The organism is uncultured Methylibium sp. (assembly GCF_902826655.1).
Lineage (GTDB): Bacteria > Pseudomonadota > Gammaproteobacteria > Burkholderiales > Burkholderiaceae_C > Methylibium.
Window position 1 is genome coordinate 1 of record NZ_CADEFR010000019.1, and the last position, 22,462, is coordinate 22,462.

27 protein-coding genes and 1 tRNA gene are annotated in these 22,462 nt (G+C 70.6%); 17 read left to right on the forward strand and 11 right to left on the reverse strand.

Annotation, left to right across the window (positions count from 1 at the left end; all coding sequences use genetic code 11):
* Positions 1–224: 224 nt before the first annotated feature.
* The 3 genes from rpoZ to QZV97_RS09965 are packed head-to-tail and all read right to left on the reverse strand — an operon-like array spanning position 225 to position 2,033.
* On the reverse strand, positions 225–428 hold the full coding sequence (rpoZ, locus tag QZV97_RS09955; RefSeq protein WP_295641625.1) for a DNA-directed RNA polymerase subunit omega: 204 nt from the start codon (positions 426–428) through the stop codon (positions 225–227).
* A gap of 32 nt (positions 429–460) precedes the next feature.
* Entirely contained in the window at positions 461–1,081 is a 621-nt protein-coding gene (gmk, locus tag QZV97_RS09960; protein ID WP_295641626.1) for a guanylate kinase, read from the reverse strand.
* Positions 1,082–1,106: 25 nt separating this feature from the next.
* Positions 1,107–2,033, reverse strand: a complete 927-nt coding sequence (locus QZV97_RS09965) for a YicC/YloC family endoribonuclease (protein WP_295641695.1) — start codon at positions 2,031–2,033, stop codon at positions 1,107–1,109.
* Between the two features lie 28 nt (positions 2,034–2,061).
* Here QZV97_RS09965 and QZV97_RS09970 point away from each other — a divergent pair, with 28 nt between their 5' ends.
* From QZV97_RS09970 to hemW, 5 genes are read left to right on the forward strand one after another with little or no spacing between them, the layout of a single operon-like run.
* The gene (locus QZV97_RS09970; protein WP_295641627.1) at positions 2,062–3,030 is read left to right on the forward strand and encodes a serine/threonine-protein kinase; all 969 of its coding nucleotides are present in this window, start codon (positions 2,062–2,064) and stop codon (positions 3,028–3,030) included.
* A 22-nt stretch (positions 3,031–3,052) separates the two neighbouring features.
* Positions 3,053–3,973, forward strand: a complete 921-nt coding sequence (locus QZV97_RS09975) for a PP2C family serine/threonine-protein phosphatase (protein WP_295641628.1) — start codon at positions 3,053–3,055, stop codon at positions 3,971–3,973.
* A 10-nt stretch (positions 3,974–3,983) separates the two neighbouring features.
* The gene (gene rph / locus QZV97_RS09980; protein WP_295641629.1) at positions 3,984–4,712 is read left to right on the forward strand and encodes a ribonuclease PH; all 729 of its coding nucleotides are present in this window, start codon (positions 3,984–3,986) and stop codon (positions 4,710–4,712) included.
* Positions 4,709–5,335 carry an RdgB/HAM1 family non-canonical purine NTP pyrophosphatase gene (gene rdgB / locus QZV97_RS09985; RefSeq protein WP_295641630.1) on the forward strand — a complete coding sequence of 209 codons (627 nt, stop codon included), beginning with the start codon at positions 4,709–4,711 and terminating at the stop codon, positions 5,333–5,335. Before rph ends, rdgB begins: the two co-directional genes overlap by 4 nt.
* Positions 5,332–6,528, forward strand: coding sequence for a radical SAM family heme chaperone HemW (hemW, locus tag QZV97_RS09990; RefSeq protein WP_295641631.1), 1,197 nt, complete (start codon positions 5,332–5,334; stop codon positions 6,526–6,528). The genes rdgB and hemW overlap by 4 nt, the downstream gene beginning before the upstream one ends.
* A 12-nt stretch (positions 6,529–6,540) precedes the next feature.
* Here hemW and QZV97_RS09995 read toward each other — a convergent pair whose 3' ends face one another.
* Genes QZV97_RS09995 through QZV97_RS10005 form a run of 3 tightly spaced genes read right to left on the reverse strand, consistent with a single transcriptional unit; the run spans position 6,541 to position 9,220 of the window.
* Positions 6,541–7,626, reverse strand: a complete 1,086-nt coding sequence (locus QZV97_RS09995; protein WP_295641632.1) for a chemotaxis response regulator protein-glutamate methylesterase — start codon at positions 7,624–7,626, stop codon at positions 6,541–6,543.
* Between the two features lie 29 nt (positions 7,627–7,655).
* A complete protein-coding gene (gene cheD, locus QZV97_RS10000) occupies positions 7,656–8,345 on the reverse strand; it encodes a chemoreceptor glutamine deamidase CheD (protein WP_295641633.1) in 690 nt (229 codons plus the stop codon).
* 11 nt (positions 8,346–8,356) lie between these two features.
* Complete coding sequence (locus QZV97_RS10005; RefSeq protein WP_295641634.1) at positions 8,357–9,220, reverse strand: CheR family methyltransferase; 864 nt, start codon at positions 9,218–9,220, stop codon at positions 8,357–8,359.
* A 197-nt stretch (positions 9,221–9,417) separates the two neighbouring features.
* Between QZV97_RS10005 and QZV97_RS10010 the strand changes: the two genes are divergently transcribed.
* Genes QZV97_RS10010 through QZV97_RS10020 form a run of 3 tightly spaced genes read left to right on the forward strand, consistent with a single transcriptional unit; the run spans position 9,418 to position 11,439 of the window.
* Positions 9,418–10,173, forward strand: coding sequence for a diguanylate cyclase (locus QZV97_RS10010; protein ID WP_295641635.1), 756 nt, complete (start codon positions 9,418–9,420; stop codon positions 10,171–10,173).
* The gene (locus QZV97_RS10015; protein WP_295641636.1) at positions 10,170–10,976 is read left to right on the forward strand and encodes a MinD/ParA family protein; all 807 of its coding nucleotides are present in this window, start codon (positions 10,170–10,172) and stop codon (positions 10,974–10,976) included. The genes QZV97_RS10010 and QZV97_RS10015 overlap by 4 nt, the downstream gene beginning before the upstream one ends.
* 46 nt (positions 10,977–11,022) lie before the next feature.
* Entirely contained in the window at positions 11,023–11,439 is a 417-nt protein-coding gene (locus QZV97_RS10020) for a group II truncated hemoglobin (protein ID WP_295641637.1), read from the forward strand.
* A 64-nt stretch (positions 11,440–11,503) separates the two neighbouring features.
* Here QZV97_RS10020 and QZV97_RS10025 read toward each other — a convergent pair whose 3' ends face one another.
* The 3 genes from QZV97_RS10025 to QZV97_RS10035 are packed head-to-tail and all read right to left on the reverse strand — an operon-like array spanning position 11,504 to position 13,138.
* The gene (locus QZV97_RS10025; RefSeq protein WP_295641638.1) at positions 11,504–12,124 is read right to left on the reverse strand and encodes a LysE family translocator; all 621 of its coding nucleotides are present in this window, start codon (positions 12,122–12,124) and stop codon (positions 11,504–11,506) included.
* The gene (locus tag QZV97_RS10030) at positions 12,121–12,288 is read right to left on the reverse strand and encodes a hypothetical protein (protein ID WP_295641639.1); all 168 of its coding nucleotides are present in this window, start codon (positions 12,286–12,288) and stop codon (positions 12,121–12,123) included. The genes QZV97_RS10025 and QZV97_RS10030 overlap by 4 nt, the downstream gene beginning before the upstream one ends.
* 13 nt (positions 12,289–12,301) lie before the next feature.
* Positions 12,302–13,138 carry a class I SAM-dependent methyltransferase gene (locus tag QZV97_RS10035; RefSeq protein ID WP_295641640.1) on the reverse strand — a complete coding sequence of 279 codons (837 nt, stop codon included), beginning with the start codon at positions 13,136–13,138 and terminating at the stop codon, positions 12,302–12,304.
* Between the two features lie 147 nt (positions 13,139–13,285).
* Here QZV97_RS10035 and QZV97_RS10040 point away from each other — a divergent pair, with 147 nt between their 5' ends.
* The 3 genes from QZV97_RS10040 (at position 13,286) to QZV97_RS10050 (ending at position 16,088) form a co-directional block, all read left to right on the forward strand.
* A complete protein-coding gene (locus QZV97_RS10040; protein ID WP_295641641.1) occupies positions 13,286–14,308 on the forward strand; it encodes an AraC family transcriptional regulator in 1,023 nt (340 codons plus the stop codon).
* A 354-nt stretch (positions 14,309–14,662) separates the two neighbouring features.
* Positions 14,663–15,532, forward strand: a complete 870-nt coding sequence (locus QZV97_RS10045) for a serine protease (protein ID WP_295641642.1) — start codon at positions 14,663–14,665, stop codon at positions 15,530–15,532.
* Positions 15,533–15,542: 10 nt separating this feature from the next.
* Positions 15,543–16,088 carry a hypothetical protein gene (locus QZV97_RS10050; RefSeq protein WP_295641643.1) on the forward strand — a complete coding sequence of 182 codons (546 nt, stop codon included), beginning with the start codon at positions 15,543–15,545 and terminating at the stop codon, positions 16,086–16,088.
* Positions 16,089–16,140: 52 nt separating this feature from the next.
* Here the strand turns inward: QZV97_RS10050 and QZV97_RS10055 are convergent, their stop codons facing one another.
* Together QZV97_RS10055 and radC are read right to left on the reverse strand one after the other, a co-directional pair.
* Positions 16,141–16,806 (reverse strand): Smr/MutS family protein, encoded by a 666-nt coding sequence (locus QZV97_RS10055; RefSeq protein ID WP_295641644.1) that lies wholly within the window; start codon positions 16,804–16,806, stop codon positions 16,141–16,143.
* Positions 16,803–17,471, reverse strand: a complete 669-nt coding sequence (radC, locus tag QZV97_RS10060) for a DNA repair protein RadC (RefSeq protein ID WP_295641645.1) — start codon at positions 17,469–17,471, stop codon at positions 16,803–16,805. The genes QZV97_RS10055 and radC overlap by 4 nt, the downstream gene beginning before the upstream one ends.
* Before the next feature lie 50 nt (positions 17,472–17,521).
* On the opposite strand from radC, the gene QZV97_RS10065 reads away from it, so the two are divergent.
* From QZV97_RS10065 to QZV97_RS10090, 6 genes are all read left to right on the forward strand, one after another.
* Positions 17,522–17,974, forward strand: a complete 453-nt coding sequence (locus QZV97_RS10065; RefSeq protein WP_295641646.1) for an FKBP-type peptidyl-prolyl cis-trans isomerase — start codon at positions 17,522–17,524, stop codon at positions 17,972–17,974.
* Positions 17,974–18,948, forward strand: coding sequence for a 4-hydroxy-3-methylbut-2-enyl diphosphate reductase (ispH, locus tag QZV97_RS10070; RefSeq protein ID WP_295641647.1), 975 nt, complete (start codon positions 17,974–17,976; stop codon positions 18,946–18,948). The genes QZV97_RS10065 and ispH overlap by 1 nt, the downstream gene beginning before the upstream one ends.
* A gap of 1 nt (position 18,949) precedes the next feature.
* Complete coding sequence (gene serS / locus QZV97_RS10075) at positions 18,950–20,245, forward strand: serine--tRNA ligase (protein WP_295641648.1); 1,296 nt, start codon at positions 18,950–18,952, stop codon at positions 20,243–20,245.
* Positions 20,246–20,291: 46 nt separating this feature from the next.
* A tRNA-Ser gene (locus tag QZV97_RS10080) sits at positions 20,292–20,382 on the forward strand.
* A 145-nt stretch (positions 20,383–20,527) separates the two neighbouring features.
* The gene (locus tag QZV97_RS10085) at positions 20,528–20,902 is read left to right on the forward strand and encodes a hypothetical protein (protein WP_295641649.1); all 375 of its coding nucleotides are present in this window, start codon (positions 20,528–20,530) and stop codon (positions 20,900–20,902) included.
* 10 nt (positions 20,903–20,912) lie between these two features.
* Complete coding sequence (locus QZV97_RS10090) at positions 20,913–22,376, forward strand: amidohydrolase family protein (protein WP_295641650.1); 1,464 nt, start codon at positions 20,913–20,915, stop codon at positions 22,374–22,376.
* Positions 22,377–22,462 lie beyond the last annotated feature (86 nt).

Consider the following 22,462-nt stretch of genomic DNA (forward strand, 5'->3'; position numbering starts at 1 on the left):
GCGGCTGCCTGCTCGGCCGTGGCCGAGCTGCCGAGCATGAAGGCCGGCAGGGCCTGGCTCAGCTTCTTGCGGACGGCAAGGACGGCGCGCGAGGGCATGGCTTCATGGTAGCGCGCCAGGGCAGACCGGAGCCTCCTAGGGGAAACGTCCCCTCGGGGCCTGGACCGTGGAGCCGGAAACGAAACGGCCCGCGCGAGGCGGGCCGTTCGTGGGGCGCGGGGTCCTCAGACGGGGACCTTGCGCAGCATCTCGATGCCGACATGGCCTTCGGCGATCTCGCGCAGCGCCGTGACACCGGGCTTGTTCTTGCTCTCGACCTTGGGCGCGTGGCCCTGGCTCAGCATGCGGGCCCGGTAGGTGGCGGCCAGCACCAGCTGGAAGCGGTTGGGGATCTGGGTCAGGCAGTCTTCGACGGTGATGCGGGCCATGGACGGGTCCTTCGGGGTGTTCGGGGGAGGATTCAGTCCAGGCCCAGAGCCTGGAAGACGGCCGCCTTGCTGCGGCGCTGACGCGAGTATTTTAGCCGCTGCGCGTGGACGATCGCCTTGAGGTCGAACACGGCGGTGTCGAACACGGCATTGATGACGACGAAATCGAAGTGCCGCGCCTGGGCGACCTCGAGCCGCGCGTTGGCCATGCGGGTGACGATCACGTCGGGGCCGTCCTCGCCGCGCCGCTCCAGGCGCTGGAGCAGTTCGTCCCAGCTGGGGGGCAGGATGAAGATCAGCACCGCGCCCGGGAACAGGCGCTTGATCTGCACGGCGCCCTGCCAGTCGATCTCGAGCACCACGTCCTCGCCGTCGGCCAGGCGCTTCTCGATCGCCAGCCGCGAGGTGCCGTAGAGGTTGCCGTGCACCTCGGCCCACTCGAAGAAGGCGCCGGCCATGACCATGTCGCGGAAGACCGGCTCGTCGACGAAGTGGTACTCCCGGCCGTCGACTTCCTGCCCGCGCGGCGGCCGGGTGGTGTGCGACACCGACACCGCCAGGTAGGCATCGACCTGCAGCAGGGCCCTCACGAGGCTGGACTTGCCCGCGCCGCTGGGCGCGGCGACGACGAAGAGGTTGCCCGGGGTGTCCATGAAGGCTCTCAGTGTCTCACCGGGCTCACTCGAGGTTCTGCACCTGCTCGCGCATCTGCTCGATCGCGACCTTCATCTCGACCGAGATCTGCGTCAGCTCGAGCGCGGCCGACTTCGAGCCCAGGGTATTGGCCTCGCGCTGCAGTTCCTGGATCAGGAAGTCGAGGCGCTTGCCGACCTCGCCGCCGGCCTTCAGCAGGCGTTCGATCTCGTCCAGATGGGCGCCGAGCCGGGCCAGCTCTTCGGCCACGTCGATGCGGATGGCGAAGGCCGCCGCCTCGTTCAAGGCCCGCTCCTGCAGCGCCTGCTGGGGCACCGACGACGCGGCGCCGGTGGCGTCCAGCGCTTCCTGCCAGCGCTCGAGGAAGCGCTGCTGCTGCCGGGCCACGACCTGCGGCAGCAGCGGCCGGGCCTCGTCGGCCAGGCGGCGCAGGTGGCTGACGCGCTGCAACAACACATCGACGAGCTTCTGACCTTCTCGGGCCCGTGCCTCGACGAGGCCGGCGACGGCCCGCCGGGCAACCTCCAGCGTGGCTTCGTCGTCCGGGCGTGCCGCCGTCGCGGAGCCTCGGCACCACTGCAGTACCTCGTGGACGGTCAGCGCGCCCGCCTTGGGCAGCCAGGTCTGGACGATGCCTTCGAGACGCGAAAGCGTGTGCAATTGCTCGGTTTGCGGCTGGGGCCAGCCGCTCGCGGCCTCTTCACGCGTCGTGAGCCTCAGTTCGACCTTGCCGCGACGCAGCCGGCCGGTGATCAGCTCGCGCAGCGCGGGTTCCAGTCCGCGCATCTCGTCCGGCATCCGGAAGGCCAGGTCGAGGAAGCGGCTGTTGACCGAACGCAGCTCGATGCTGACGGAAGCAAGCCCTGAAGGTGTGGAATCGGCGGCGTTTTCCCCTGCGGAGAGGGCTCCGGTCGATGCATTTGCATAACCGGTCATGCTGTAAACTGCCATCGAATTTATCGCATTGCAAAATCCGATTATGTCAAAGCCCAAACCCGCACCGCTGCCAGCAGGCACCGTGGTGGGTGGCTACCAGGTCATCAAGAAACTGGCGGCAGGCGGCTTCGGCGTCGTGTATCTCTGCGAAGACAGCGAACGCCGTCTGATCGCCCTGAAAGAGTACCTGCCGGCCTCGCTGGCCGAGCGCTCGCCGGGCGAACTGACCCCCCGGGTCAAGCCCGAGAAGCAGCCGCTGTACCGCCTGGGCCTGAAGAGCTTCTTCGAGGAAGGCCGCAGCCTCGCGCAGATCAGCCACCCGAGCGTGGTCTCGGTGCTGAACTTCTTCCGCGAGAACGAGACCGTCTACATGGTGATGAACTACCTGCAGGGCGACACCCTGCAGGACTTCATCGTCACCGCGCGCGACCTGAAGCGCGACAAGGTGTTCCGCGAGTCGACCATCCGCAGCCTCTTCGACGAGATCCTGCGCGGGCTGCGCATCGTGCACCAGCACAAGATGCTGCACCTGGACATCAAGCCGGCCAACATCTTCGTCACCAACGACAACAAGGCGGTGATGCTGGACTTCGGCGCGGCGCGCGAAGTGCTGTCCAAGGAAGGCAACTTCATCCGCCCGATGTACACGCCGGGCTTCGCGGCGCCCGAGATGTACCGCCGCGACGGCACGCTGGGCCCCTGGACCGACATCTATGCGATCGGCGCCTGCATCTACGCCTGCATGCAGGGCTACCCGCCCAACGACGCGCCGCAGCGGCTGGACAAGGACCGCCTCGGGCTGTCGCTGTCGCGGCTGCGCAATGTCTACTCGGACAACCTCATCGAGGTCACCGAGTGGTGCATGTCGCTCGATCCTCTGAGCCGGCCGCAGAGCGTGTTCGCACTGCAGAAGGAGCTGGCGCGCGAGACCGAGCGCCGCTACACCAAGCTCAGCTTCAGCGAACGGCTCAAGCTGCAGCTGGAAAACATCAAGACCGGAGCAAAGGCCTAGGGCCTTCGAAGGCGGCGGCAGTATGCGTTTCTCCGTCTACCAGGTCAGCCGCAAGGGCGGCCGCGAGAAGAACGAAGACCGCATGGGCTATTGCTACACGCGGGACTCGGGGCTGTTCGCGCTGGCCGACGGCATGGGCGGGCATCCCGAGGGCGAGGTCGCCTCGCAGCTGGCGCTGCAGACCCTGGCGGCGATGTTCCAGCGCGACGCCAAGCCGGTCCTCAAGGACCCGATGCGCTTCCTGCACGACTCCATCATCGCCGGCCACCACCAGCTGATCCGCTACGCCACCGAGAAGGCGCTGATCGACACGCCGCGCACCACCATCGTCGCCTGCGTGCTGCAGGGCAACACCGCCTACTGGGCGCATTGCGGCGACTCGCGGCTGTACCTGGTGCGCGGCGACAAGCTGGTGGCGCGCACGCGCGACCACAGCTACTCCGAGCTGCAGGAGACGATGTCGCAGGTCGTGCCGATGAACGAGCGCTTCAACCGCAACGTGCTCTTCACCTGCCTGGGCAGCCCGGGCAAGCCGGTGGTCGATACCGTCGGCCCGCTGATCCTGCAGGAGCGCGACCGCCTGCTGCTGTGTTCCGACGGCCTGTGGGGCAGCGTCGCCGACGACATCATCACCGAGCAGCTCGCCACGCGCCCCATCTCCGATGCCGTGCCCGAGCTGGTCGAGCAGGCGCTGCGCAAGGGCGGCCCCAAGAGCGACAACGTCACCGTGCTGTCGGTCGAGTGGGAAGCGGCCGAGAACACCGACGCCATCCAGGCGATTTCCACCCAGTCCCTGGGCGAGGAGGTCTTCGCCTCCACGATCCAGGCCAGTGTCGGCGCCGGCTCCGGCGAACCCGACGAACTGGACGAAGCCGAGATCGATCGCTCGATCCGCGAGATCAACGAGGCCATCCGGCGCTCGTCCGAATCCAAGAAGTCCTGAAAGGACACCGATGAGTTTCGACCGCACGCAAGGCCGTGCCGCGGACGCCTTGCGCCCGCTCACGATCACCCGTCGCTATACCAAGCACGCCGAAGGCTCGGTGCTGATCGCCTTCGGCGACACGAAGGTGCTGTGCACCGCCTCGGTCGAGGAGAAGGTGCCGCCGCACAAGCGCGGCTCCGGCGAGGGCTGGGTCACGGCCGAGTACGGCATGCTGCCGCGGTCCACCCACACGCGCAGCGACCGCGAGGCGGCGCGCGGCAAGCAGAGCGGCCGCACCCAGGAGATCCAGCGCCTGATCGGCCGCTCGCTGCGGGCGGTGTTCGACCTTCGGCTTCTCGGCGAGCGCACGATCGCGCTCGACTGCGACGTGATCCAGGCCGACGGCGGCACACGCACCGCGGCCATCACCGGCGCCTACGTGGCGGCGCAGGACGCGGTGAACTGGCTGATGGCGCAGGGCAAGCTGACCGCCTCGCCGATCCGCGAGGCCGTCGCTGCGGTCAGCGTCGGCATCGTGCAGGGCACGCCGCTGCTGGACCTGGAGTACGTCGAGGACTCGGCCTGCGACACCGACATGAACGTCGTGATGACCGGGTCCGGCCACTTCGTCGAGGTCCAGGGCACGGCCGAGGGCGCCGCGTTCAGCCGCGCCGAGATGGACCGCCTGCTGCAGCTGGCCGAGCAGGGCATCCGCACCCTGGTCGCCGCCCAGGCACGAGCTCTCCAGGAACAGTGAGGCTCGTCCTCGCGTCCAACAACGCGAAGAAGCTGGCCGAACTGCGCACGCTGTTCGGCGCGCTGCCGGTCGAGCTGGTCCCGCAGGGCTCGCTCGGCATCGCCGAGGCCGAGGAGCCGCACGCCAGCTTCGTGGAGAACGCGCTCGCCAAGGCGCGCCACGCGGCACGCGCGGCCGGCGGGGCCGCGATCGCCGACGACTCGGGCCTGTGCGTCGACGCGCTCGGCGGCGCGCCGGGCGTGGTCTCGGCGCACTACGCGGTCGTCGAGCTGCCGGCCGGCGACCGCGAGCAGCAACGCGCCGCGCAGGACGCCGCCAACAACCGCCGCCTGCTCGCCGACCTCCACGGTGTGGCCGACCGCCGCGCCGCCTTCGTCAGCACCCTGGTCGCGCTGCGCCATGCCGACGATCCGCAACCGCTGATCGCCTTCGGTCGCTGGCAGGGCACGATCCTCGAGGCGCCGCGTGGCGAGGGCGGCTTCGGCTACGACCCGCTGATGTTTATCCCCGTACTGGGCCGCAGCGTGGCCGAGCTCGGTGTCGACGAGAAGAACGCGCTCAGCCATCGCGCCATCGCCTCGCGCGAGGTGCTCGCGCTGATGCGCGCACACTGGCTGGCGTGAACACCGCCCGCATCGACGTCAGCGCGTTGCACAAGCGCGGCGGCGCGCTGAACCTCGCCGCGCTGCCGCCGCTGGCGCTCTACGTGCACCTGCCGTGGTGCCTGCAGAAGTGCCCGTACTGCGACTTCAACAGTCATGAGCTTGCGGCGCCGCCCGAAGCGCGCTACCTCGATGCCCTGCGTGCCGACCTCGAAGCCGCGCTGCCGCTGGTATGGGGCCGTCGTGTCGTCAGCGTCTTCATCGGCGGCGGCACGCCCAGCCTGTTCTCGCCGGACGGCATCGGCCGCCTGCTGGAGGACGTGCGCGCGCGCCTGCCGCTCGAGCCCGGCTGCGAGATCACGCTCGAGGCCAACCCCGGCACCTTCGAGCGCGAGCGCTTCCGCGCCTTCCGGGCCGCCGGCGTCACGCGGCTGTCGATCGGCGTGCAGAGCTTCGACGACGAGAAGCTGAAGCTGCTGGGGCGCGTGCACGACCGCACGCAGGCCGTCGCCGCGATCGAGGAGGCGCAGCGCGCCTTCGACACCTTCAACCTCGACCTGATGTACGCGCTGCCCGGCCAGGATCTCGCCGCCTGCGAGCGCGACCTGCACCAGGCGCTGGCCTTCGAGCCGCCGCACCTGAGCGTCTACCACCTGACGCTGGAGCCGAACACGCGCTTCGCGGTGCAGCCGCCAGCCGGTCTGCCCGACGACGACCTCGCCTTCGGCATGCTGGACCGCATCACCGAGCTGACGGGCGCGTCGGGCCTGCAGCGCTATGAGGTGTCGGCCTACGCGCGGCCCGGCCACCGCTGCGTGCACAACCTGAACTACTGGAACTTCGGCGACTACCTCGGCATCGGCGCCGGCGCGCACGGCAAGCTGAGCTTCGCGCACCGCATCCTGCGTCAGACCCGCTGGCGCGAGCCGCAGGCCTACATGGAGAAGGCGCTCGCGGGCGCGGCGGTGTCCAACGAGCACGAGGTCGCGGCCACGGAGCTGCCCTTCGAGTACATGCTCAACGCGCTGCGCCTGCGCGACGGCTTCGAGCTCGCGCGCTACACCGAGCGCACCGGCCTGCCGCTGACCACGATCGCGCGCGGTCTGGAAGCGGCCGAAGCCGGGGGCCTGCTGGCGCGCGACCTGCAGCGCGCCTGGCCCACCGAGCGCGGCTTCGACTTCCTCAGCGACCTGCAGTCGCTCTTTCTCGCGTAGCGCGCCGGGCGCTCAAACGCGGTTCAGCGACATCCCCGCCGTGCTGCGCAGCCGGTCCAGCAGCGCCGGCGCGATGCGCGTCAGCGGCAGCACCTCGTGCGCCGCGCCGGCCGCGATGGCCTCGCGCGGCATGCCGAAGACCACGCAGCTCGCCTCGTCCTGGCAGAAGTTGTAGCTGCCGGCGTCGCGCATCTCGCGCATCGCCCGGGCGCCGTCGGCACCCATGCCGGTCAGCATGATGCCCAGCGCGTTGGGGCCGACCACGCGCGCGGCGCTCTTGAACAGCACCTCGACGCTGGGCTTGTGCCGGTTGACCGGCTCGCCGTCCTGCACGCGGGCGATGTAGTTGGCGCCGCTGCGCTCCACGCTCAGGTGCAGGCCGCCCGGCGCGAGGTAGGCGTGGCCGGGCAGCACGCGCTCGCCGTCGCGCGCCTCGGCGACGCGGATGCGGCACAGGCCGTCGAGCCGCGCCGCATAGCTGGTCGTGAAGCCGGCCGGCATGTGCTGCGTGATCATCACCGCCGGGCAGTCCGGCGGCAGCGCCATCAGCACTTCCTTGGTGGCCTCGGTGCCGCCGGTGGACGCGCCGATGAAGACCAGCTTCTCGGTCGACAGCCGTCCCAGGCTCGCGACCGGCGCGGCGGGTCGCGCCGCGTCGGCGGCGGTCGGGGCCGGCGCGGTGACGAGCTTCCTGACCTGGGCCCTGGCTGCCGTGCGGATCTTCTCGGTGATGTCGGCGCCCAGCTGGCGCAGGCCGTCGGCCACGCCGATCTTGGGCTTGGCGACGAAGTCGATCGCGCCCAGCTCCAGCGCCTTCAGCGTGACCTCGGCGCCGCGCTCGGTCAGCGTCGAGACCATCACCACCGGCATCGGCCGCAGTCGCATCAGCTTGGAGAGGAAGTCGATGCCGTCCATGCGCGGCATCTCGACGTCCAGCGTGATCACGTCGGGGTTCAGGCTGCGGATCATCTCGCGCGCGACGATGGGATCGCTGGCCGCGCCGATGCACTGCATGTCCGGCTGGCGGTTGATGATCTCGGTCAGCAGGCTGCGCACCAGCGCCGAGTCGTCCACCACCACCACCCTGGTCTTCGCCATGTCCTGCTCCCTTCGCTTGTTCTTCGCTCTCAGAACAGGTCGATCGACCCGCCGCCGGTCGTCGCCGGCACCGCCGTCTTCGCCGCGGCGCGGTCCTGCGCCACCAGCGCCTCGGCGTTGGCCGGTGCGAGGCGCTTGACCATGGCCTTGCCGCTGGCCGGGAAGAAGCAGACCTTGCGCGGATAGACGTCGAGCACGTCCTTGCTGACGACCGGGATGCGCTCGGTCTTCAGGTAGTCCAGCACGAAGGCGGTGTTGCGCTCGCCGACGTTGATCGTGTTCATGCCGCTGATCACCGCGCCGCCGCCGAACACCTTGGCCTCCAGCGTCAGGCGGCTGGCGCCGCGCTTCATCATCTCGTTGATCAGCAGTTCCATCGCGTAGGAACCGTAGCGTCCCGAGTCGGCCGCGCCGCCGCCCTCGGGCAGCATGAAGTGGTTGAGGCCGCCGATGCGGCGCTCGCGGTCCCACAGGCAGGCGGCGATGCACGAGCCCAGCGTCGTCATGATCGCCAGGTCCTCGTCGTGCACGAAGTACTCGCCGGGCAGTACCTTGACGGCGTCGGCCTTGAAGTGCGCGTCGTAGAAGAAGAACGAGGCCTCGCCCGGCTTGCGCGGCGCGGCCTTCAGCTGGTCGATGCGCGAGCCGGCGCGTGCGCCGCCGACCGGGAAGCCGGGCGCCTGCGACAGCGGGACGGGGGTGGCGGACAGCAGGGCCATGTCGGTGGGCCTCAGGCGCGCTCGTAGACGGTCTTGCCGCGCAGGCGGAACAGCTCGCGCGCGTCGCTGAAGTTCTCGGAGTGCCCGACGAACAGCAGGCTGCCCGGCTTCATCGCCCGGTGCATGCCCTCCAGCACGCGACGCTGCGTCTTCGCGTCGAAGTAGATCATCACGTTGCGGCAGAACACGATGTCGAAGGGCTCGCCCAGCGACCACGAACCCGCCATCAGGTTGAAGCTGCGGAACTCGATCAGCTTCGCCAGCTCGGGCCGCACGCGGATCATGCCGGCGTTGGTGCCGGTGCCGCGCAGGAAGTGCGTCTTCAGCCGCTGCGGCGAGAGGCCGCGCGACTCGGCGTCGTAGACGCCGCGGCTGGCGGTCGCCAGCACCTTGGTGTCGATGTCGCTGGCCAGGATCGTGGCCTGCGGCTGCGGCCCCAGCGTCTCCAGCACCGTCATCGCCAGCGAATACGGCTCCTCGCCGGTCGACGCGGCGTTGCACCAGATGCGCGTCGCCTGGCCGCGGCGCTGCTGCAGCGCCTGCGCGAGCAGCGGGAAGTGGTGCTCTTCGCGGAAGAAGCTGGTCAGGTTGGTCGTCAGGCAGTTCACGAACTCCTGCCACTCGGCCTCGCCGGCCGGGCCGCTGCTGGACTCCAGCCACTGCAGGTAGCTGGCGAAGGAGCGGTGGGTCGTCTCGCGCAGCCGCCGCGACAGGCGGCTGTACACCATCGCCTGCTTGCCGGCCTGCAGGCTGATGCCGGCGCGCTGGTAGATCAGCGTGCGCACGCGCTCGAAGTCGCCGCTGTCGAAGCTGAACTCGCGGTCGGCGCCCGGGGACGCCGCGATGGCGTGGGCAGGGGAAAGCACGGCACTCATGGGCGGCAGGCGGGGGCGGCAGGACGGGACAGGAACGCAGCGCGTGATCGCAGGGGCCGGTCACGCTCGGTGGGTCGACGGTTGTTTATCGGCCACAGTCTGGCGCGCTTGAGCGGGCCGGCCCCGCCGAGAAGCCGCCCCTAAGCGGCGCAGTTCGTCGCTTCGGGAGGGCGGGGCGCCGCTAGACTGATTCGATCGTGAGTGCCTCCCGTCCCGACACCCAGCCTGCCGCGTCGTCGATCGACGGCCTGCGCCTGGATGCCGCGCTGCAACTGCTGCAGCGCGCCGGCCACGAATTCCCCGACGGCCCGCGCGACGCCGTCTGGCTGCAGAAGGTGCTGGACGCGCTGTGCGACCTGTCCAGCCGCGACGCCCTGACCGGCCTGGCCAACCGTCGCCAGTTCGAGCTGGCGCTCGACCGCGAGGCCGACCGCGTGGCCCGTTCCGGCGAGCCGGCCCTGGTGCTGCTGCTCGACATCGACCACTTCAAGCGCGTCAACGACACCTACGGCCACGCCGCCGGCGACCTGGTGCTGCAGGCCGTGGCCCGCACGCTGCAGGACTGCGTGCGGCCGATGGACACCGTGGCGCGCTACGGCGGCGAGGAGTTCGCCATCGTGCTGCCCAACTGCCCGCCCGCCTTCGCCCAGGCCGCGGCCGAGCGCGTGCGTCGCGCCGTCGAGGCCCAGGCGGTCAGCGTCGCCAGCGGCATCACGCTCAGCGTCACGCTCAGCGCCGGCGGGGCCTTCGCGCCGCCCTGGGTGCGCTCGTCGGCCCGCCTGTGGACCGAGCGCGCCGACAACCAGCTCTACCGCGCCAAGGCCGAAGGCCGCAACCGCACCTGCCTCGAACCGACCGCGGTGTCGCATGTCAGCGCCGAGGAGCGCGGCATGCTCTTCGGCGTCACCCAATCGGCACCGATCGACGAACCCTCCAGCACGAGTTCCGCATGAACGCGCCCGCCACCCTCGAAACGCCCGCCGCCGCTCCGCCCGGGGCGCCGCGCGCCCGCATCCTGGCCGTCACCAGCGGCAAGGGCGGCGTCGGCAAGACCTTCCTGTCGGCCAACCTGGCGGCGGCCCTGGCACTGCGCGGTCTGCGCGTGCTGGTGCTCGACGCCGACCTGGGCCTCGCCAACCTGGACGTGGTGCTGAACCTGCATCCCAAGAAGACGCTGCACGATGTCTTCACCGGCCAGGCCTCGCTGGAGCAGGCGGTGCTGCCCGCCCCGGGCGGCTTCTCGGTGCTGCTGGCCGGGTCGGGCCTGGTCGAGTACTCGCGGCTCACGCCCGACGTGCGCGACAAGCTGCTGGCGGTGATCGGCGAGGTCACGCCGCGCTTCGACATCGTGCTGCTCGACACCGGCGCCGGCATCTCCGACGTGGTGCTCTACACCGTGTCGCTGGCCGACGAGGTGCTGATCGTCGCGACGCCCGAGCCGACCTCGATGACCGACGCCTACGCCACCATCAAGGTGCTGGCCACGCAGCAGGGCCGGCGCGACGTGAAGCTGATCGTCAACCAGGTGCCGCGCAGCGGCGACGGCCGCGCGGTGGCTGGGCAGTTGAAGCAGGTCATCGACCGCTTCGTGGCGCCGCCGCTCGGCAACCCGGTGGAACTGACGCTGATCGGCGATGTCCCCATCGACGCGGGGGTGCGCGACGCGGTCAAGAAGCGCCAGCTCGTGGTGCAATCGATGCCGGGCACGCCGGCCGCACAGGCCATCGTCGCGCTGGCGGCGCGCCTGAGCCCCTGACCTCCTCGATTCCCGCGCCGGCGTCTCGCTGCCGCGCCTTGCCTGCATGTCCGACCTGACTCCCCTGGCCGAGCCGGCACCGGCCGCCACCCCCTACGACTGGATCGGCGGCGAGCCCGCGGTGCGCGGCCTCGTCGACCGCTTCTACGACCTGATGGACCTGGAGCCGCGCTATGCGGATCTGCGCGTGCTGCATCCCAGCACGCTGGACGGATCGCGCGACAAGCTGTTCTGGTTCCTCAGCGGCTGGCTCGGCGGACCCGACCTCTACCAGCAGCGCTTCGGCCACCCGCGGCTGCGCGCGCGCCACCTGCCCTATGCCATCGGCGTGCGCGAGCGCGACCAGTGGATGGCCTGCATGGAGCAGGCGATGAACGAGTGCGCGCTCGACCCGCTGCTGGTGACGCGGCTGAAGGCGTCGTTCGCCAACACCGCTGACTGGATGCGCAACCGCGGCGTGTAGGGCCGACGGGTCCTGGCCCGGGCGCCGTACCCTCGATGCCGATCCGCACCAAGGTCGGCGCTGATCAGACGCTGAGATCCCCCACCGCGCCGCCCAGACCCCACAGGGCCGTGACGGCCAGCATGCCGGCCATGCCGCGGTTCATCACCAGCTGACTGGTGGGGCTGTGCAGCCAGCGCTGCAGCGCCGCGCCGGCCACCGCCCAGGTGGCCAGGCCCGTGACCCCGGCGCCGCCGGCGAACAGCAGGAAGGCGGCCTGCTGCGTGGCCGGCGACGCAGCCGGCAGAAAGAGCCCGGCGCTCGCGACTGCCGTCATCCACGACTTGGGGTTGGAGACCTGCAGCACGAAGGCCTGCTGCCAGCTGATCGGCGCGGGCGGCGCGGCCTTGGCGCCCAGGCCGCCGCGCGAGCCCAGCATGCGCCAGCCCAGCCACAGCAGGTAGACGGTGCTGAGGACCTGCATGACGGTCTGCAGCAGCGGGTTGCCGAACACGGCCGCGCCGGTGCCCAGGGCGCCGGCCAGCAGCTGCAGCTCGTAGCCCAGCAGCGAGCCGGCCAGGTGCGGCGTGCAGCGCGCCACACCGAAGCGCGCGCCCGACGCCGCGATCAGCAGCGACGACGGGCCGGGGTTCAGCGTCAGCGCCAGCGTGTAGACGACGAGCGGGGCGTGCTCGGTGGGGCTCATGTCGTGCTCCTGACGATCGGCGGGTTGGCGGGGAGGGCGTGGGCGCTCAGCCATGCCAGGTCGGCCGGGCTGTCGAGGTTGGGGCCGGCCCAGCTGACGACGGCCGCGCCGACCAGCGCGGTGGCCAGGGCCACGGCCACGAGGCGGTGCGGGTGGTGGTTCATGGGCCGCCTCGCTTCAAGCCACGGTGATGACGATCTCGGCGTACTCGCTGGGCACGACGAGGCCCTGGCCGCCGCCGATGTCCAGCTCGTTCAACAGCGCGGTGATGTCGCGCGCCAGCGCCTCCTGGCCGGCCGCGTCGAGCGCGCCGAACGCCTTGTGCGTGGGGCCGTAGAACTCGCGGAAGACCTGCAGGAAGTGCGCGGCCGAGTGGTAGCGGAAGGCGAAGTGCTTGCGCTCCACACGCAGCTCGCGGGCACGCGGGCCGAACAGCGAGGTCAGGTGCGCCTCGCTGCCCCACAGCGCGGGCGACTTCACGCCGGCCGGCGGCGCCACGTGCGCGCCGATGATCTTGAACAGCCGGCCGATGAAGCCCTCCGGCGTCCAGTTGGCCAGGCCGATGCGGCCGCCCGGGCGCACCACGCGCAGCATCTCGCGCGCGGCAGTGGCGTGGTCGGGCGCGAACATCACGCCGAAGGTCGACAGCACGGCGTCGAAGCGGCCGGCCTCGTAGGGCAGCATCTCGGCGTCGGCGACCTCGAAGCGCACGTTCTGGCTCAGGCCTTCGGCCTCGGCGCGGCGACGGCCTTTTTCCAGCAGGGCGGCGACGTAGTCGGTGGACGTCACGTCGGCGAAGCGGCGCGCCGCGGCCAGTGTGGCGTTGCCGTTGCCGGCGGCGACGTCGAGCACGCGCTCGCCGGCGCGCAGGTCGACGGCCTCGGCGAGCGCCTCGCCGACAATCTGCAGCGTCGTGCCGACCACGGCATAGTCGCCGCTGCCCCAGGTGGCCTGCTGGCGTTGCTTGATCGCGGCATAGTCCGGCGCAGCGGCCGGAGCGGAGGAGGAAGACATGGTGGATTCCTTGGGAGTCGATGAGCGCCGACGGGTTTGTCTGCGGTGTGCTCATGATTCCGGCGAGCGCCTTCTGGCGCTTCACCTCGCGTCGCGCGGACTTGCTCGATCGTCCGGCGCGGGCGTTTCCAAACCAGGGGGCGCTCGATGACGGCTGCCGATCCGCTGTCGGACGTGCTGCGCAGCGTGCGGCTGCGCGGCTCGGTCTTCTTCCACGTGAGCTGCCGCGACGAGTGGTCGGCCTTCGCGCCGCCGTCGCAGGTGATGGGGCCGGCAGTGATGCCGGGCGCCGAGCACGTGATCGAGTACCACATGCTCATCAAGGGCGAGGGCTGGGTCGCCGTCGACGGCGAGCCGCCGCTGCGCCTGCGCGAAGGCGACATCGTGATGCTGCCGCACGGCGACGAGCACGTGGTGTCCAGCGCGCCGGGCGTGACGCCGGCCGACGAGGGCGACGGCAGCTGGCTGGTGCGCATGCGCGACGACCCCAAGCCCATCCCCATCACCTACAGCGGCGGCATGTTCGAGGCCGGCCAGGGCCTGCCGCCCGGCGATGCCACCGCGGTGATCCTGTGCGGCTTCATCGCCTGCGACCTGAAGCCCTTCAACCCGCTGATCGACGCGCTGCCGCGGCTGCTGCACCTGCCGGCCGAAGGCGTGGGCGCCTGGGTCGCACCGATGCTGGAGCACGCCGCCACCGAGACCGGCGCGCGCCGCGCCGGCAGCGCCGCGCTGCTGCAGCGGGTGAGCAAGATGGTGTTCGTCGACGGCGCGCGGCGCTATCTGGACTCGCCGCCCGAGGAGTCGCAGGGCTGGCTGGGCGCGCTGCGCGACCGCCAGGTGGGCCGCACCATCGCGCTGATGCACGGCGACCCCGCCGAACCCTGGACGCTGGAGGAGCTGGGCCGCCGCGTCGGGTTGTCGCGCTCGGCGCTGCACGAGCGCTTCGTCGCGCTGACCGGCATGCCGCCGATGCAGTACCTGACCAACTGGCGCATGCAGTGCGGCGCGCGCCTGCTGCGCGAAGGCCACGCCAACGTCGCCGCGGTGGCGCTGGAAGTCGGCTACGACTCCGAAGCCGCCTTCGCCCGCGCCTTCAAGCGCGCCACGGGTCAGCCGCCGGCGGCGTGGCGCAAGGCGCAGGGGCAGGCGGCGGCGAGCGCGGGCTGATCCCGCATCAGTCTGGTTGACGGGCTGCGGGACTCTTCGACCTGGGCACTGGCAGTCCCGTACTGGGGTCAATGGCGCTACTTGCTGTCGAGCGGACGAAGCCAGAGCGCAATGCGCGTCGCACCATGTCACGCGCCTGGATGATCTGGCGCCGGCCACCTCTTTTGCGGCGTACCTGCTCGAGCTGCCGACCTACACCGCGGTGTACGGCAGCTTCTCGGCCTTCCTGTTGTGCGTCTACTCCTCGTGGCTGGCGACGCTGGGCGTGGCATCGGACTTCTCCTCCGTTTGGAGGACGTGCGCCGGCCCCAGGCCCACCAAGATCGAGTCTCGATGATCGACAGGGAGGGCGACATGAAGACGTTCCATGGGTGGGTGCTTGCACTGCTGGCCATCCTGATCGCTACCGATGCCAGGGCGCAGCCGGCAGCGGCCGTGATGCGGGACGCCGACCCGAAGATCGTGGGGGGCTGGCCGAGCAAGCCGGGCTCTCGGCCGTTCCAGGTCGCGCTGGTTCATGCCGGCAAGCCGAACAACTTCGATGCGCAGTTCTGCGGCGGGTCGGTCATTGGCCGGAATGCGGTTCTGACGGCCGCCCACTGCGTGCAAGGCAAGACGGCGGCCGACATCGAGATCCTCTCGGGGACCGACCACCTGAAGATCGGCGGGAAACGGACAGGGGTCGTCAAGATTGCGGTCCCCGAGCGCTACGACAAGGCGACGCAGGACGGGGACATCGCGGTGATCACCACCAAGGACCCCTTGCTAGGCCGCGCGCTCGCGCTCGCTACCGAGGCCGACGAACTGGAGCACGCACCGCCTGGGGCTGCCGCGACCGTCACCGGCTGGGGCAACACGGCGCCGGCGGGTCAGAACTTCCCGGAGATGCTGCTGGAGGTGATCGTCCCGATCGTCTCGCTGGACACCTGCCACCAGCGCTACGCCGGGCTGAAGCCTCCGGCGACCGTGACCCCGCTGATGATCTGCGCGGGCTACAAGCGCGGCGGCAAGGACTCCTGCCAGGGCGACAGCGGCGGCCCGCTGTTCGTGTCGACCGGCAAGTCCTTCTTCCAGGTCGGTGTCGTCAGCTGGGGCATTGGCTGCGCCGCGCCGGAGAACTATGGGGTGTATGCCAGGGTCTCCCGATTCCGCGACTGGATCTATGCGCAGGTCGGCGAGCGGTGTACGAAGGAAGAGATCGATACGGGCAGTTGCCTGCAATGAGGAGGAAGCCATGAAGACACTGTTGTTCTGGACGTTGACGGCCGCCGGCCTGCTGTCGGGGTGCGCGTCCTCGCTCGTCGTCACGGATGCCGAGCAGAAGGCGGTTGCCGGCATCCCGGTACGGACGCCGGCGCTCGTGAAGGTCACCAAGACCACCGACTACAAGCCGCTGCCGGGCGCGGAGCACCAGAAGTTCAAGGAGTACTGCACCCCGGAAGTGAGCGAGGAGTTCCAGACGCTGCCGCTGGGGAACCTGTACTTCATCAGCTTCAAGCCCGCGGCCCTGGCCGATGCGGAATTCAAGGTGGAGTTCGCGGACTCCGGGGCTCTGAAGCACGTGTCGCTGAACTCCAAGGCCTCGAGCGGCGTCGAGCAGGTCTCCGGCTTGCTGTCGACCGTGCTGCCCTTCGTGAAGGCGCCCAAGGCAGAGGTCGAGGCACTGGGCACGAAGGCGGCGGGCGACAAGACCTCGGCCTCGCTGCGGGCCGAACACTGCGTGGCCGGCAAGACGACGGCGGAGATCTCGCCGGTCGAGCTGCCGGGCCTGAAGAAGTAGCCGGAGGATGCGCTGGGGAAACTCGCGATCACCGTCGGTGACCGCGTCCTCCTCAGCCCGCCGCCCCCGCGCTGTCCAGCAGCACCACCAGCGCGCCGGCGCCGCCCTCGGCGGCGCGCGCCTGCGCGAAGGCCATGACCTCGACCTTCTGCACCAGCCAGGCCCGGACCTTGCCCTTGAGCACCGGTTGCCGGCCGGGCGAGCTGTTGCCCTTGCCGTGGACCACGCGCACGCAGCGCAGGCCGTGGCGCGCTGCGTCGCGCAGGAAGGCGGCCAGGCGCTCGCGCGCGGCGTCGCGTTGCAGGCCGTGCAGGTCCACCTGCGCCTGGATGGCCCAGACGCCGCGCCGCAGCTTGCGGACCACGTCGGGGCCGACACCGGGCCGGCGCCAGGACAGGGCCTCGTCGGTGTCGAGCAGCGACTCGACGTCGAAGTCGTCGGACAGCGCCTCCTGCAGCGCTGCCTGCTCGTCGCGCTGGCGTTGCAGCGGCAGCGGCTCGGGCTTGGGGCGCGGCGGCGGCGTGTGCGTGCGCGCCTTGAGCGGCAGCACCGGGCCGACGCTGGTGGCGAAGAGCTCGCGCTCGCGGCGCGAGGCGGCGTCGCGGGCGCGCTGCTCGGCCTCGCGCGCGGCGGCCTCGCGGGCTGCAGCTTCGAGATCGCGCTTGATCTGCTTCAGGTCCTGGAGGCTGCCGGCACGTCTGCGAGGCGGCGCACTCACAACAGACCCCTTTCGGCGAACGACACCACCTGCCCGCGCCCGACCACGAAGTGATCCAGCACCTTCACGTCGATCAGCGCCAGCGCGGCCTTCAGCGTCTGCGTCAGCGCCTCGTCGGCACGCGAGGGCTCGGCCACGCCGGAGGGGTGGTTGTGGGCCAGGATGGCCGCCGCCGCATTGAGTGCCAGCGCGCGCTTGACCACCTCGCGCGGGTAGACGCTGGCCTGGCCCAGCGTGCCGCGGAACAGCTCCTCGAAGGCCAGCAGCCGGTGCTGGGTGTCGAGGAAGAGCACCGCGAAGACCTCGTGCGGCTTGCCGGCCAGCTGCAGCTGCAGGTAGTCCTTGACGGTCTGCGGCGCGTCGAACACCGGCGCCTCGGACAGCCGCGCCGTCAGCGTGCGGCGCGCGATCTCCAGCACCGCGGCCAGCTCGGCGCGCTTGGCCGGCCCCAGGCCCTTGACGCGCTCCAGCGCCGCCGGCTCGGCCGCCAGCAGGCCGGTGAGGCCGCCGAACTCGTCCAGCAGATGCTGCGCCAGCTGCAGCACGCCGCGGCCCTGCACGCCGGTGCGCAGCAGCAGGGCCAGCAGTTCGGCATCGGCCAGCGCCTGCGGACCGCGCGCGAGCAGCTTCTCGCGGGGTCTCAGGTCGGCGGGGAGGTCCTTCACGGTGCGGGGTGCCAAAATCCGGTCCAGTCTATCGAAGCGACGTTCACCTCGTGTCACAAGTCCAGCCCGGCTCCTTCCTGACCCTGCACTACCGCCTGACCGGCCCCGACGGCGCGGCGCTGGTCGACACCTTCGCCGAGCAGCCGGCGACGCTGTCGCTCGGCACCGGTGAACTGGCGCCCGCGATGGAGCAGCGCCTGATCGGCCTGGAGGAGGGCACGCGCACGCGCTTCGACCTGGCGCCCGGCGAGGCCTTCGGTCCGCGCAATCCCGAGCTGCTGCAACGCGTCTCGCTGGCCGTGCTGCGCCAGCACGGCGACCCCGACGAGCGCTACGCCGTCGGCGACGTGGTGCAGTTCCCCACGCCCGACGGCCGCGGCAGCTTCGCCGGCGTGCTGCGCCAGCTGGGTCCGGTGGACGAGGACTGGGCGCTGTTCGACTTCAACCACCCCCTGGCCGGCCAGGCGCTGGCCTTCGAGGTGCAACTGATCGGAGTGCTGTGATGGCGACACCGGCGAGCGACGCGTCCGACGTGCGCGATGTGGTGCTGGCCGAGCCGCGCGGCTTCTGCGCCGGCGTCGACCGCGCGATCGAGATCGTCGAGCGCGCGCTGCGCAAGTTCGGCGCGCCGATCTACGTGCGCCACGAGATCGTGCACAACACCTACGTCGTCAACGATCTCAAGTCCAAGGGCGCGATCTTCATCGAGGACCTGGCCGAGGTGCCGGCCGGCGCGACGCTGGTCTTCAGCGCCCACGGCGTGAGCCGCGCGGTGCGCGACGAGGCCGAGGCGCGCGGCTTCTCGATCTTCGACGCGACCTGCCCGCTGGTCACCAAGGTCCACGTCGAGGTGGCCAAGCTGGCGAAGGAAGGCTACGAGTTCATCATGATCGGCCACAAGGGCCACCCCGAGGTCGAGGGCACGATGGGCCAGCTGAGCGAGGGCATCCACCTGGTCGAGGACGTCGACGACGTGCAGCACGTGAAGGTCGGCCGCGACAAGCTGGCGGTGGTGACGCAGACCACGCTGTCGGTCGACGATGCCGCCGAGATCCTGGCGGCGGTCAAGCGCCGCTTCCCGCAGGTGCGCGAGCCCAAGCAGCAGGACATCTGCTACGCCACGCAGAACCGGCAGGACGCGGTCAAGCTGATGGCGCCGACCGTCGACGTGCTGATCGTCGTCGGCAGCCAGACCAGCTCCAACAGCAACCGCCTGCGCGAGCTCGCGCAGCGGCTGGGCACGCCGTCCTACATGATCGACGGCGCCGACCAGTTGCAGCCTGAATGGTTCGACGGCCGCTCGCGCGTCGGCCTCACGGCCGGCGCGTCCGCACCCGAGCTGCTGGTGCAGCAGGTCATCGAGCGCCTGCGCGCGCTGGGGGCGGTGTCGGTGCGCAAGATGGCCGGCGTCGAGGAGACCGTGCGCTTCCCGCTGCCGCTGGGCCTGGGCGACAAATCGATGAAGGACGTGGCCTGACATGCTGGACATCAACCTGCTGCGCAAGGACCTCGACGGCGTCGTCGCGCGGCTCGCGACGCGCAAGTCGCCGCAGCCCTTTCTCGACGTCGAGGGCTTTCGCAAGCTCGAGGCCGAGCGCAAGACCATCCAGACCCGCACCGAAGAACTGCAGGCGCGGCGCAACAGCCTGAGCAAGCAGATCGGGCAACTCAAGGCCAAGGGCGAGGACACCGCGGCGGTGATGGCCGAGGTGGGCGGCATCGGCGACGGGCTGAAGAGCGGCGCCGAACGGCTGGACGCGATCCAGGCCGAACTGAACGCGATGCTGATGGCCCTGCCCAACCTGCCGCAGCCCGGCGTGCCGGTCGGCGCGGACGAGCAGGGCAACGTCGAGGTGCGGCGCTGGGGCACGCCGCGCAGCCTTGGCTTCGCGCCCCGGGATCACGTCGATCTCGGCGCGCCGCTCGGGCTGGACCCCGACACCGGCGCCAGGCTGTCGGGCGCGCGCTTCACCTTCATGCGCGGCCCGGTCGCGCGGCTGCACCGGGCGCTCGCGCAGTTCATGCTGGACGTGCAGACGCAGGAGCATGGCTACACCGAGTGCTACACGCCCTACATCGTCAACCGCGAGGTGCTCGAGGGCACCGGCCAGCTGCCCAAGCTCAAGGAAGACATGTTCTGGGTCACGCGCGGCGGTGACGAGGAGCGCAGCGAGCAGTACCTGATCCCGACGTCCGAGGTGTCGCTGACCAACACCGTGCGCGAGCAGGTGCTGGTCGCCGACCAGCTGCCGATCAAGCTCACCGCCCACAGCCCCTGTTTTCGCTCCGAAGCCGGCAGCGCCGGGCGCGACACGCGCGGCATGATCCGCCAGCACCAGTTCGACAAGGTCGAGATGGTGCAGATCACCACGCCCGAGCACAGCGACGCCGCGCTCGAGCAGATGGTCGGCCACGCCGAGGCGATCTTGCAGAAGCTCGAGCTGCCCTACCGCGTCATCACGCTGTGCACCGGCGACATGGGCTTCGGGGCCGCGAAGACCTACGACCTCGAGGTCTGGCTGCCGGCGCAGGACACCTACCGCGAGATCAGCTCCTGCTCCAACTGCGAGGCCTTCCAGGCGCGCCGCATGCACGCGCGCTACAAGACCGCGCAAGGGAAGAACGAACTCGTGCACACGCTCAACGGATCGGGCCTGGCCGTGGGCCGCGCGCTGGTGGCGGTGCTCGAGAACCACCAGCAGGCCGACGGCAGCATCGCGATCCCCGCGGCATTGCGGCCTTACCTGGGCGGGCTCGAACGGCTGGCGCCGTGAGCTAGAATTCGCGCCTTCGCTCTTGCAGCGAGACCACAGCGAACCAGGAGAGGTGGCAGAGTGGTCGAATGTACCTGACTCGAAATCAGGCGTGCGGTATCCCCGCACCGTGGGTTCGAATCCCACCCTCTCCGCCAGTCCTGCAAAGCCCGCCTCGGCGGGCTTTTGCTTTTGGCGGTTCTCGCGTCACGGCGCTTCTGCTCCAATCGAATCGAGAGCCGGTCCCTCGCTTCGGCGATCCGGCGTTCGATGCTTTGCTGTTCCGCACCCGGGAGTGATCGCATGAAGTCCCCGCTCGCGTTCGTCGCCCTGGCGATGTGGCTCGGTCTCGCCCACGGCGCCGGCGAGGTCGCCGCGCTCAAGGACACCGTGGCCTCGCGGTTCAGGGCCGGCGATGTCGCGCTGATGAAGGCGAGCGTCGACCAGGCGCTGAAGTCCGACCAAGACGGCGACACGCTGGCGTGGAAGAGCGACCGGTCGCCCGCGTCGGGCACCGTGACGCCGCTGGACCGCCACACCTGGAAGGGCCTGGACTGTCGCCGGCTGCGCATCGTCAACACCCACGGTCGCCTCACCGAGCAGGGGGTCTACCGCTTCTGCGAGAAGCCGGCGGGCCGCTGGAAGCTGGTGGGCCCGGACCGTTCGGCCTTGCAGTAGGGGACGCGCCATGTGCACCGTGTGCATCGACCTCCAGGGCCTGATCGCGGCGGACATCGACCCGTGCCACTGCGGCTCGCCGATGACGGTGAAGGCCTGCCGGCGGCTCGAGGCCGACCTGAAGCGCCGCGAGTTCCTCGGCGGCGCGGCGGCGGTCGTCGGCCTGTTCGCCGGCTTCGGCCTGGCGCCCGGCGAGACGCGCGCGCAGGCGCCGTCCCGTCCGACGCTGCTGACCAACCTGCGCTACTTCGACGGCACGACGCTGCGTCTGCAGGAGGGGCGCGACATCCTGGTCGAAGGCGGTCGCATCGCGGGCCTGCCGGCGCGCGGCCAGGGGCCGAAGGACGCACAGCTCATCGACTGCGGCGGGCGCGCCGTGATCCCGGGGCTGATCGACTGCCACTGGCACTCGACGCTGATCGCCGTCAGCCAGGTGGCGGCGCTGACCCAGGATCCGGCCTTCATCCACCTGATGGCGGGGCGCGAGGCGGGCGCCACCTTGCGGCGCGGCTTCACCACGGTGCGCGATGTCGGTGGGCCGGCCTTCGGCCTGAAGCAGGCGATCGACGCCGGCGCGGTCGAAGGGCCGCGCATCTTCCCGTCGGGCGCGATGATTTCGCAGACCTCGGGCCACGGCGACTTCCGACTGCGCAGCGAGTTGCCGCGCATGCCCGGCACGCCGCCCTCGAACATCGAGCAGCAGGGCGTCGCGCTGATCGCCGACGGCGCCGACCAGGTGCTGCGCGCCGCGCGCGAACAGCTGATGAAGGGTGCGAGCCAGCTCAAGATCATGGCCGGCGGCGGCGTGGCCTCGCCCTACGACCCGATCGACACGACCCAGTACACCGAGCGCGAGATGCGCGCCGCCGTCGAGGCCGCCGCCGACTGGGGCACCTACGTCTGCGCGCATGTCTACACCAGCGGCGGCATCCGCCGGGCGGTGGCGGCGGGGGTCAGGTCGATCGAGCATGGCCAGCTTGCCGACGAAGCGACAGTCAAGCTGATGGCCGACGAGGGTGTTTGGTGGTCGATCCAGCCCTTCCTGGCCGACGAGGACGCCAACAAGTACAGCGACCCGCGCCAGCAGGCCAAACAGCGTGAGGTGTCCGAAGGCACGGTGCGTGCCTTCGAGCTGCTGCGCAAGTACAAGCTCAAGCTCGCCTTCGGCACCGACATCCTGTTCAACCCCGCCGGCGCGGCCAGCCAGGGGCGGCAGCTCGCCAAGTTCGCGCGCTACATGTCGCCGCTGGAAGCGCTGCACAAGGCGACGGGCGCGGCCGGCGAGCTGCTCGCGATGTCCGGTCCGCGCGCGCCCTACGACGGCCGGCTGGGCGTGATCGCGCCGGGCGCGCTGGCCGACCTGCTGGTCATCGACGGCGACCCGGCCAAGGACCTCGCCTGGCTGGACAGCCCGGACACCTCGCTTCGGCTCATCATGAAGGGTGGGCGCCTGGCCAAGCAGACCCTGGCCTGAGCGGGTGATCGCCCGATAAGCCGCGGCGCGACACGGCAGTTCCGGCCCAAGTCGACCGGTGCGCAGCCGATATCGAGGGATCGTTC

Coding starts and splice junctions, on each gene's coding strand:
- QZV97_RS10085 (WP_295641649.1), top strand. CDS start 20,528: ATGAAGTCCCCGCTCGCGTTCGTCGCCCTGGCGATGTGGCTCGGTCTC.
- QZV97_RS09995 (WP_295641632.1), bottom strand. CDS start 7,626: ATGGCGAAGACCAGGGTGGTGGTGGTGGACGACTCGGCGCTGGTGCGC.
- QZV97_RS10040 (WP_295641641.1), top strand. CDS start 13,286: ATGACGGCTGCCGATCCGCTGTCGGACGTGCTGCGCAGCGTGCGGCTG.
- QZV97_RS10020 (WP_295641637.1), top strand. CDS start 11,023: ATGTCCGACCTGACTCCCCTGGCCGAGCCGGCACCGGCCGCCACCCCC.
- QZV97_RS10025 (WP_295641638.1), bottom strand. CDS start 12,124: ATGAGCCCCACCGAGCACGCCCCGCTCGTCGTCTACACGCTGGCGCTG.
- QZV97_RS10030 (WP_295641639.1), bottom strand. CDS start 12,288: ATGAACCACCACCCGCACCGCCTCGTGGCCGTGGCCCTGGCCACCGCG.
- rph (WP_295641629.1), top strand. CDS start 3,984: ATGAGTTTCGACCGCACGCAAGGCCGTGCCGCGGACGCCTTGCGCCCG.
- QZV97_RS10050 (WP_295641643.1), top strand. CDS start 15,543: ATGAAGACACTGTTGTTCTGGACGTTGACGGCCGCCGGCCTGCTGTCG.
- QZV97_RS09975 (WP_295641628.1), top strand. CDS start 3,053: ATGCGTTTCTCCGTCTACCAGGTCAGCCGCAAGGGCGGCCGCGAGAAG.
- QZV97_RS10015 (WP_295641636.1), top strand. CDS start 10,170: ATGAACGCGCCCGCCACCCTCGAAACGCCCGCCGCCGCTCCGCCCGGG.
- QZV97_RS10035 (WP_295641640.1), bottom strand. CDS start 13,138: ATGTCTTCCTCCTCCGCTCCGGCCGCTGCGCCGGACTATGCCGCGATC.
- QZV97_RS10090 (WP_295641650.1), top strand. CDS start 20,913: ATGTGCACCGTGTGCATCGACCTCCAGGGCCTGATCGCGGCGGACATC.
- cheD (WP_295641633.1), bottom strand. CDS start 8,345: ATGGCCCTGCTGTCCGCCACCCCCGTCCCGCTGTCGCAGGCGCCCGGC.
- QZV97_RS09970 (WP_295641627.1), top strand. CDS start 2,062: ATGTCAAAGCCCAAACCCGCACCGCTGCCAGCAGGCACCGTGGTGGGT.
- rpoZ (WP_295641625.1), bottom strand. CDS start 428: ATGGCCCGCATCACCGTCGAAGACTGCCTGACCCAGATCCCCAACCGC.
- serS (WP_295641648.1), top strand. CDS start 18,950: ATGCTGGACATCAACCTGCTGCGCAAGGACCTCGACGGCGTCGTCGCG.
- QZV97_RS10005 (WP_295641634.1), bottom strand. CDS start 9,220: ATGAGTGCCGTGCTTTCCCCTGCCCACGCCATCGCGGCGTCCCCGGGC.
- QZV97_RS09965 (WP_295641695.1), bottom strand. CDS start 2,033: ATGGCAGTTTACAGCATGACCGGTTATGCAAATGCATCGACCGGAGCC.
- QZV97_RS10045 (WP_295641642.1), top strand. CDS start 14,663: ATGAAGACGTTCCATGGGTGGGTGCTTGCACTGCTGGCCATCCTGATC.
- ispH (WP_295641647.1), top strand. CDS start 17,974: ATGGCGACACCGGCGAGCGACGCGTCCGACGTGCGCGATGTGGTGCTG.
- gmk (WP_295641626.1), bottom strand. CDS start 1,081: ATGGACACCCCGGGCAACCTCTTCGTCGTCGCCGCGCCCAGCGGCGCG.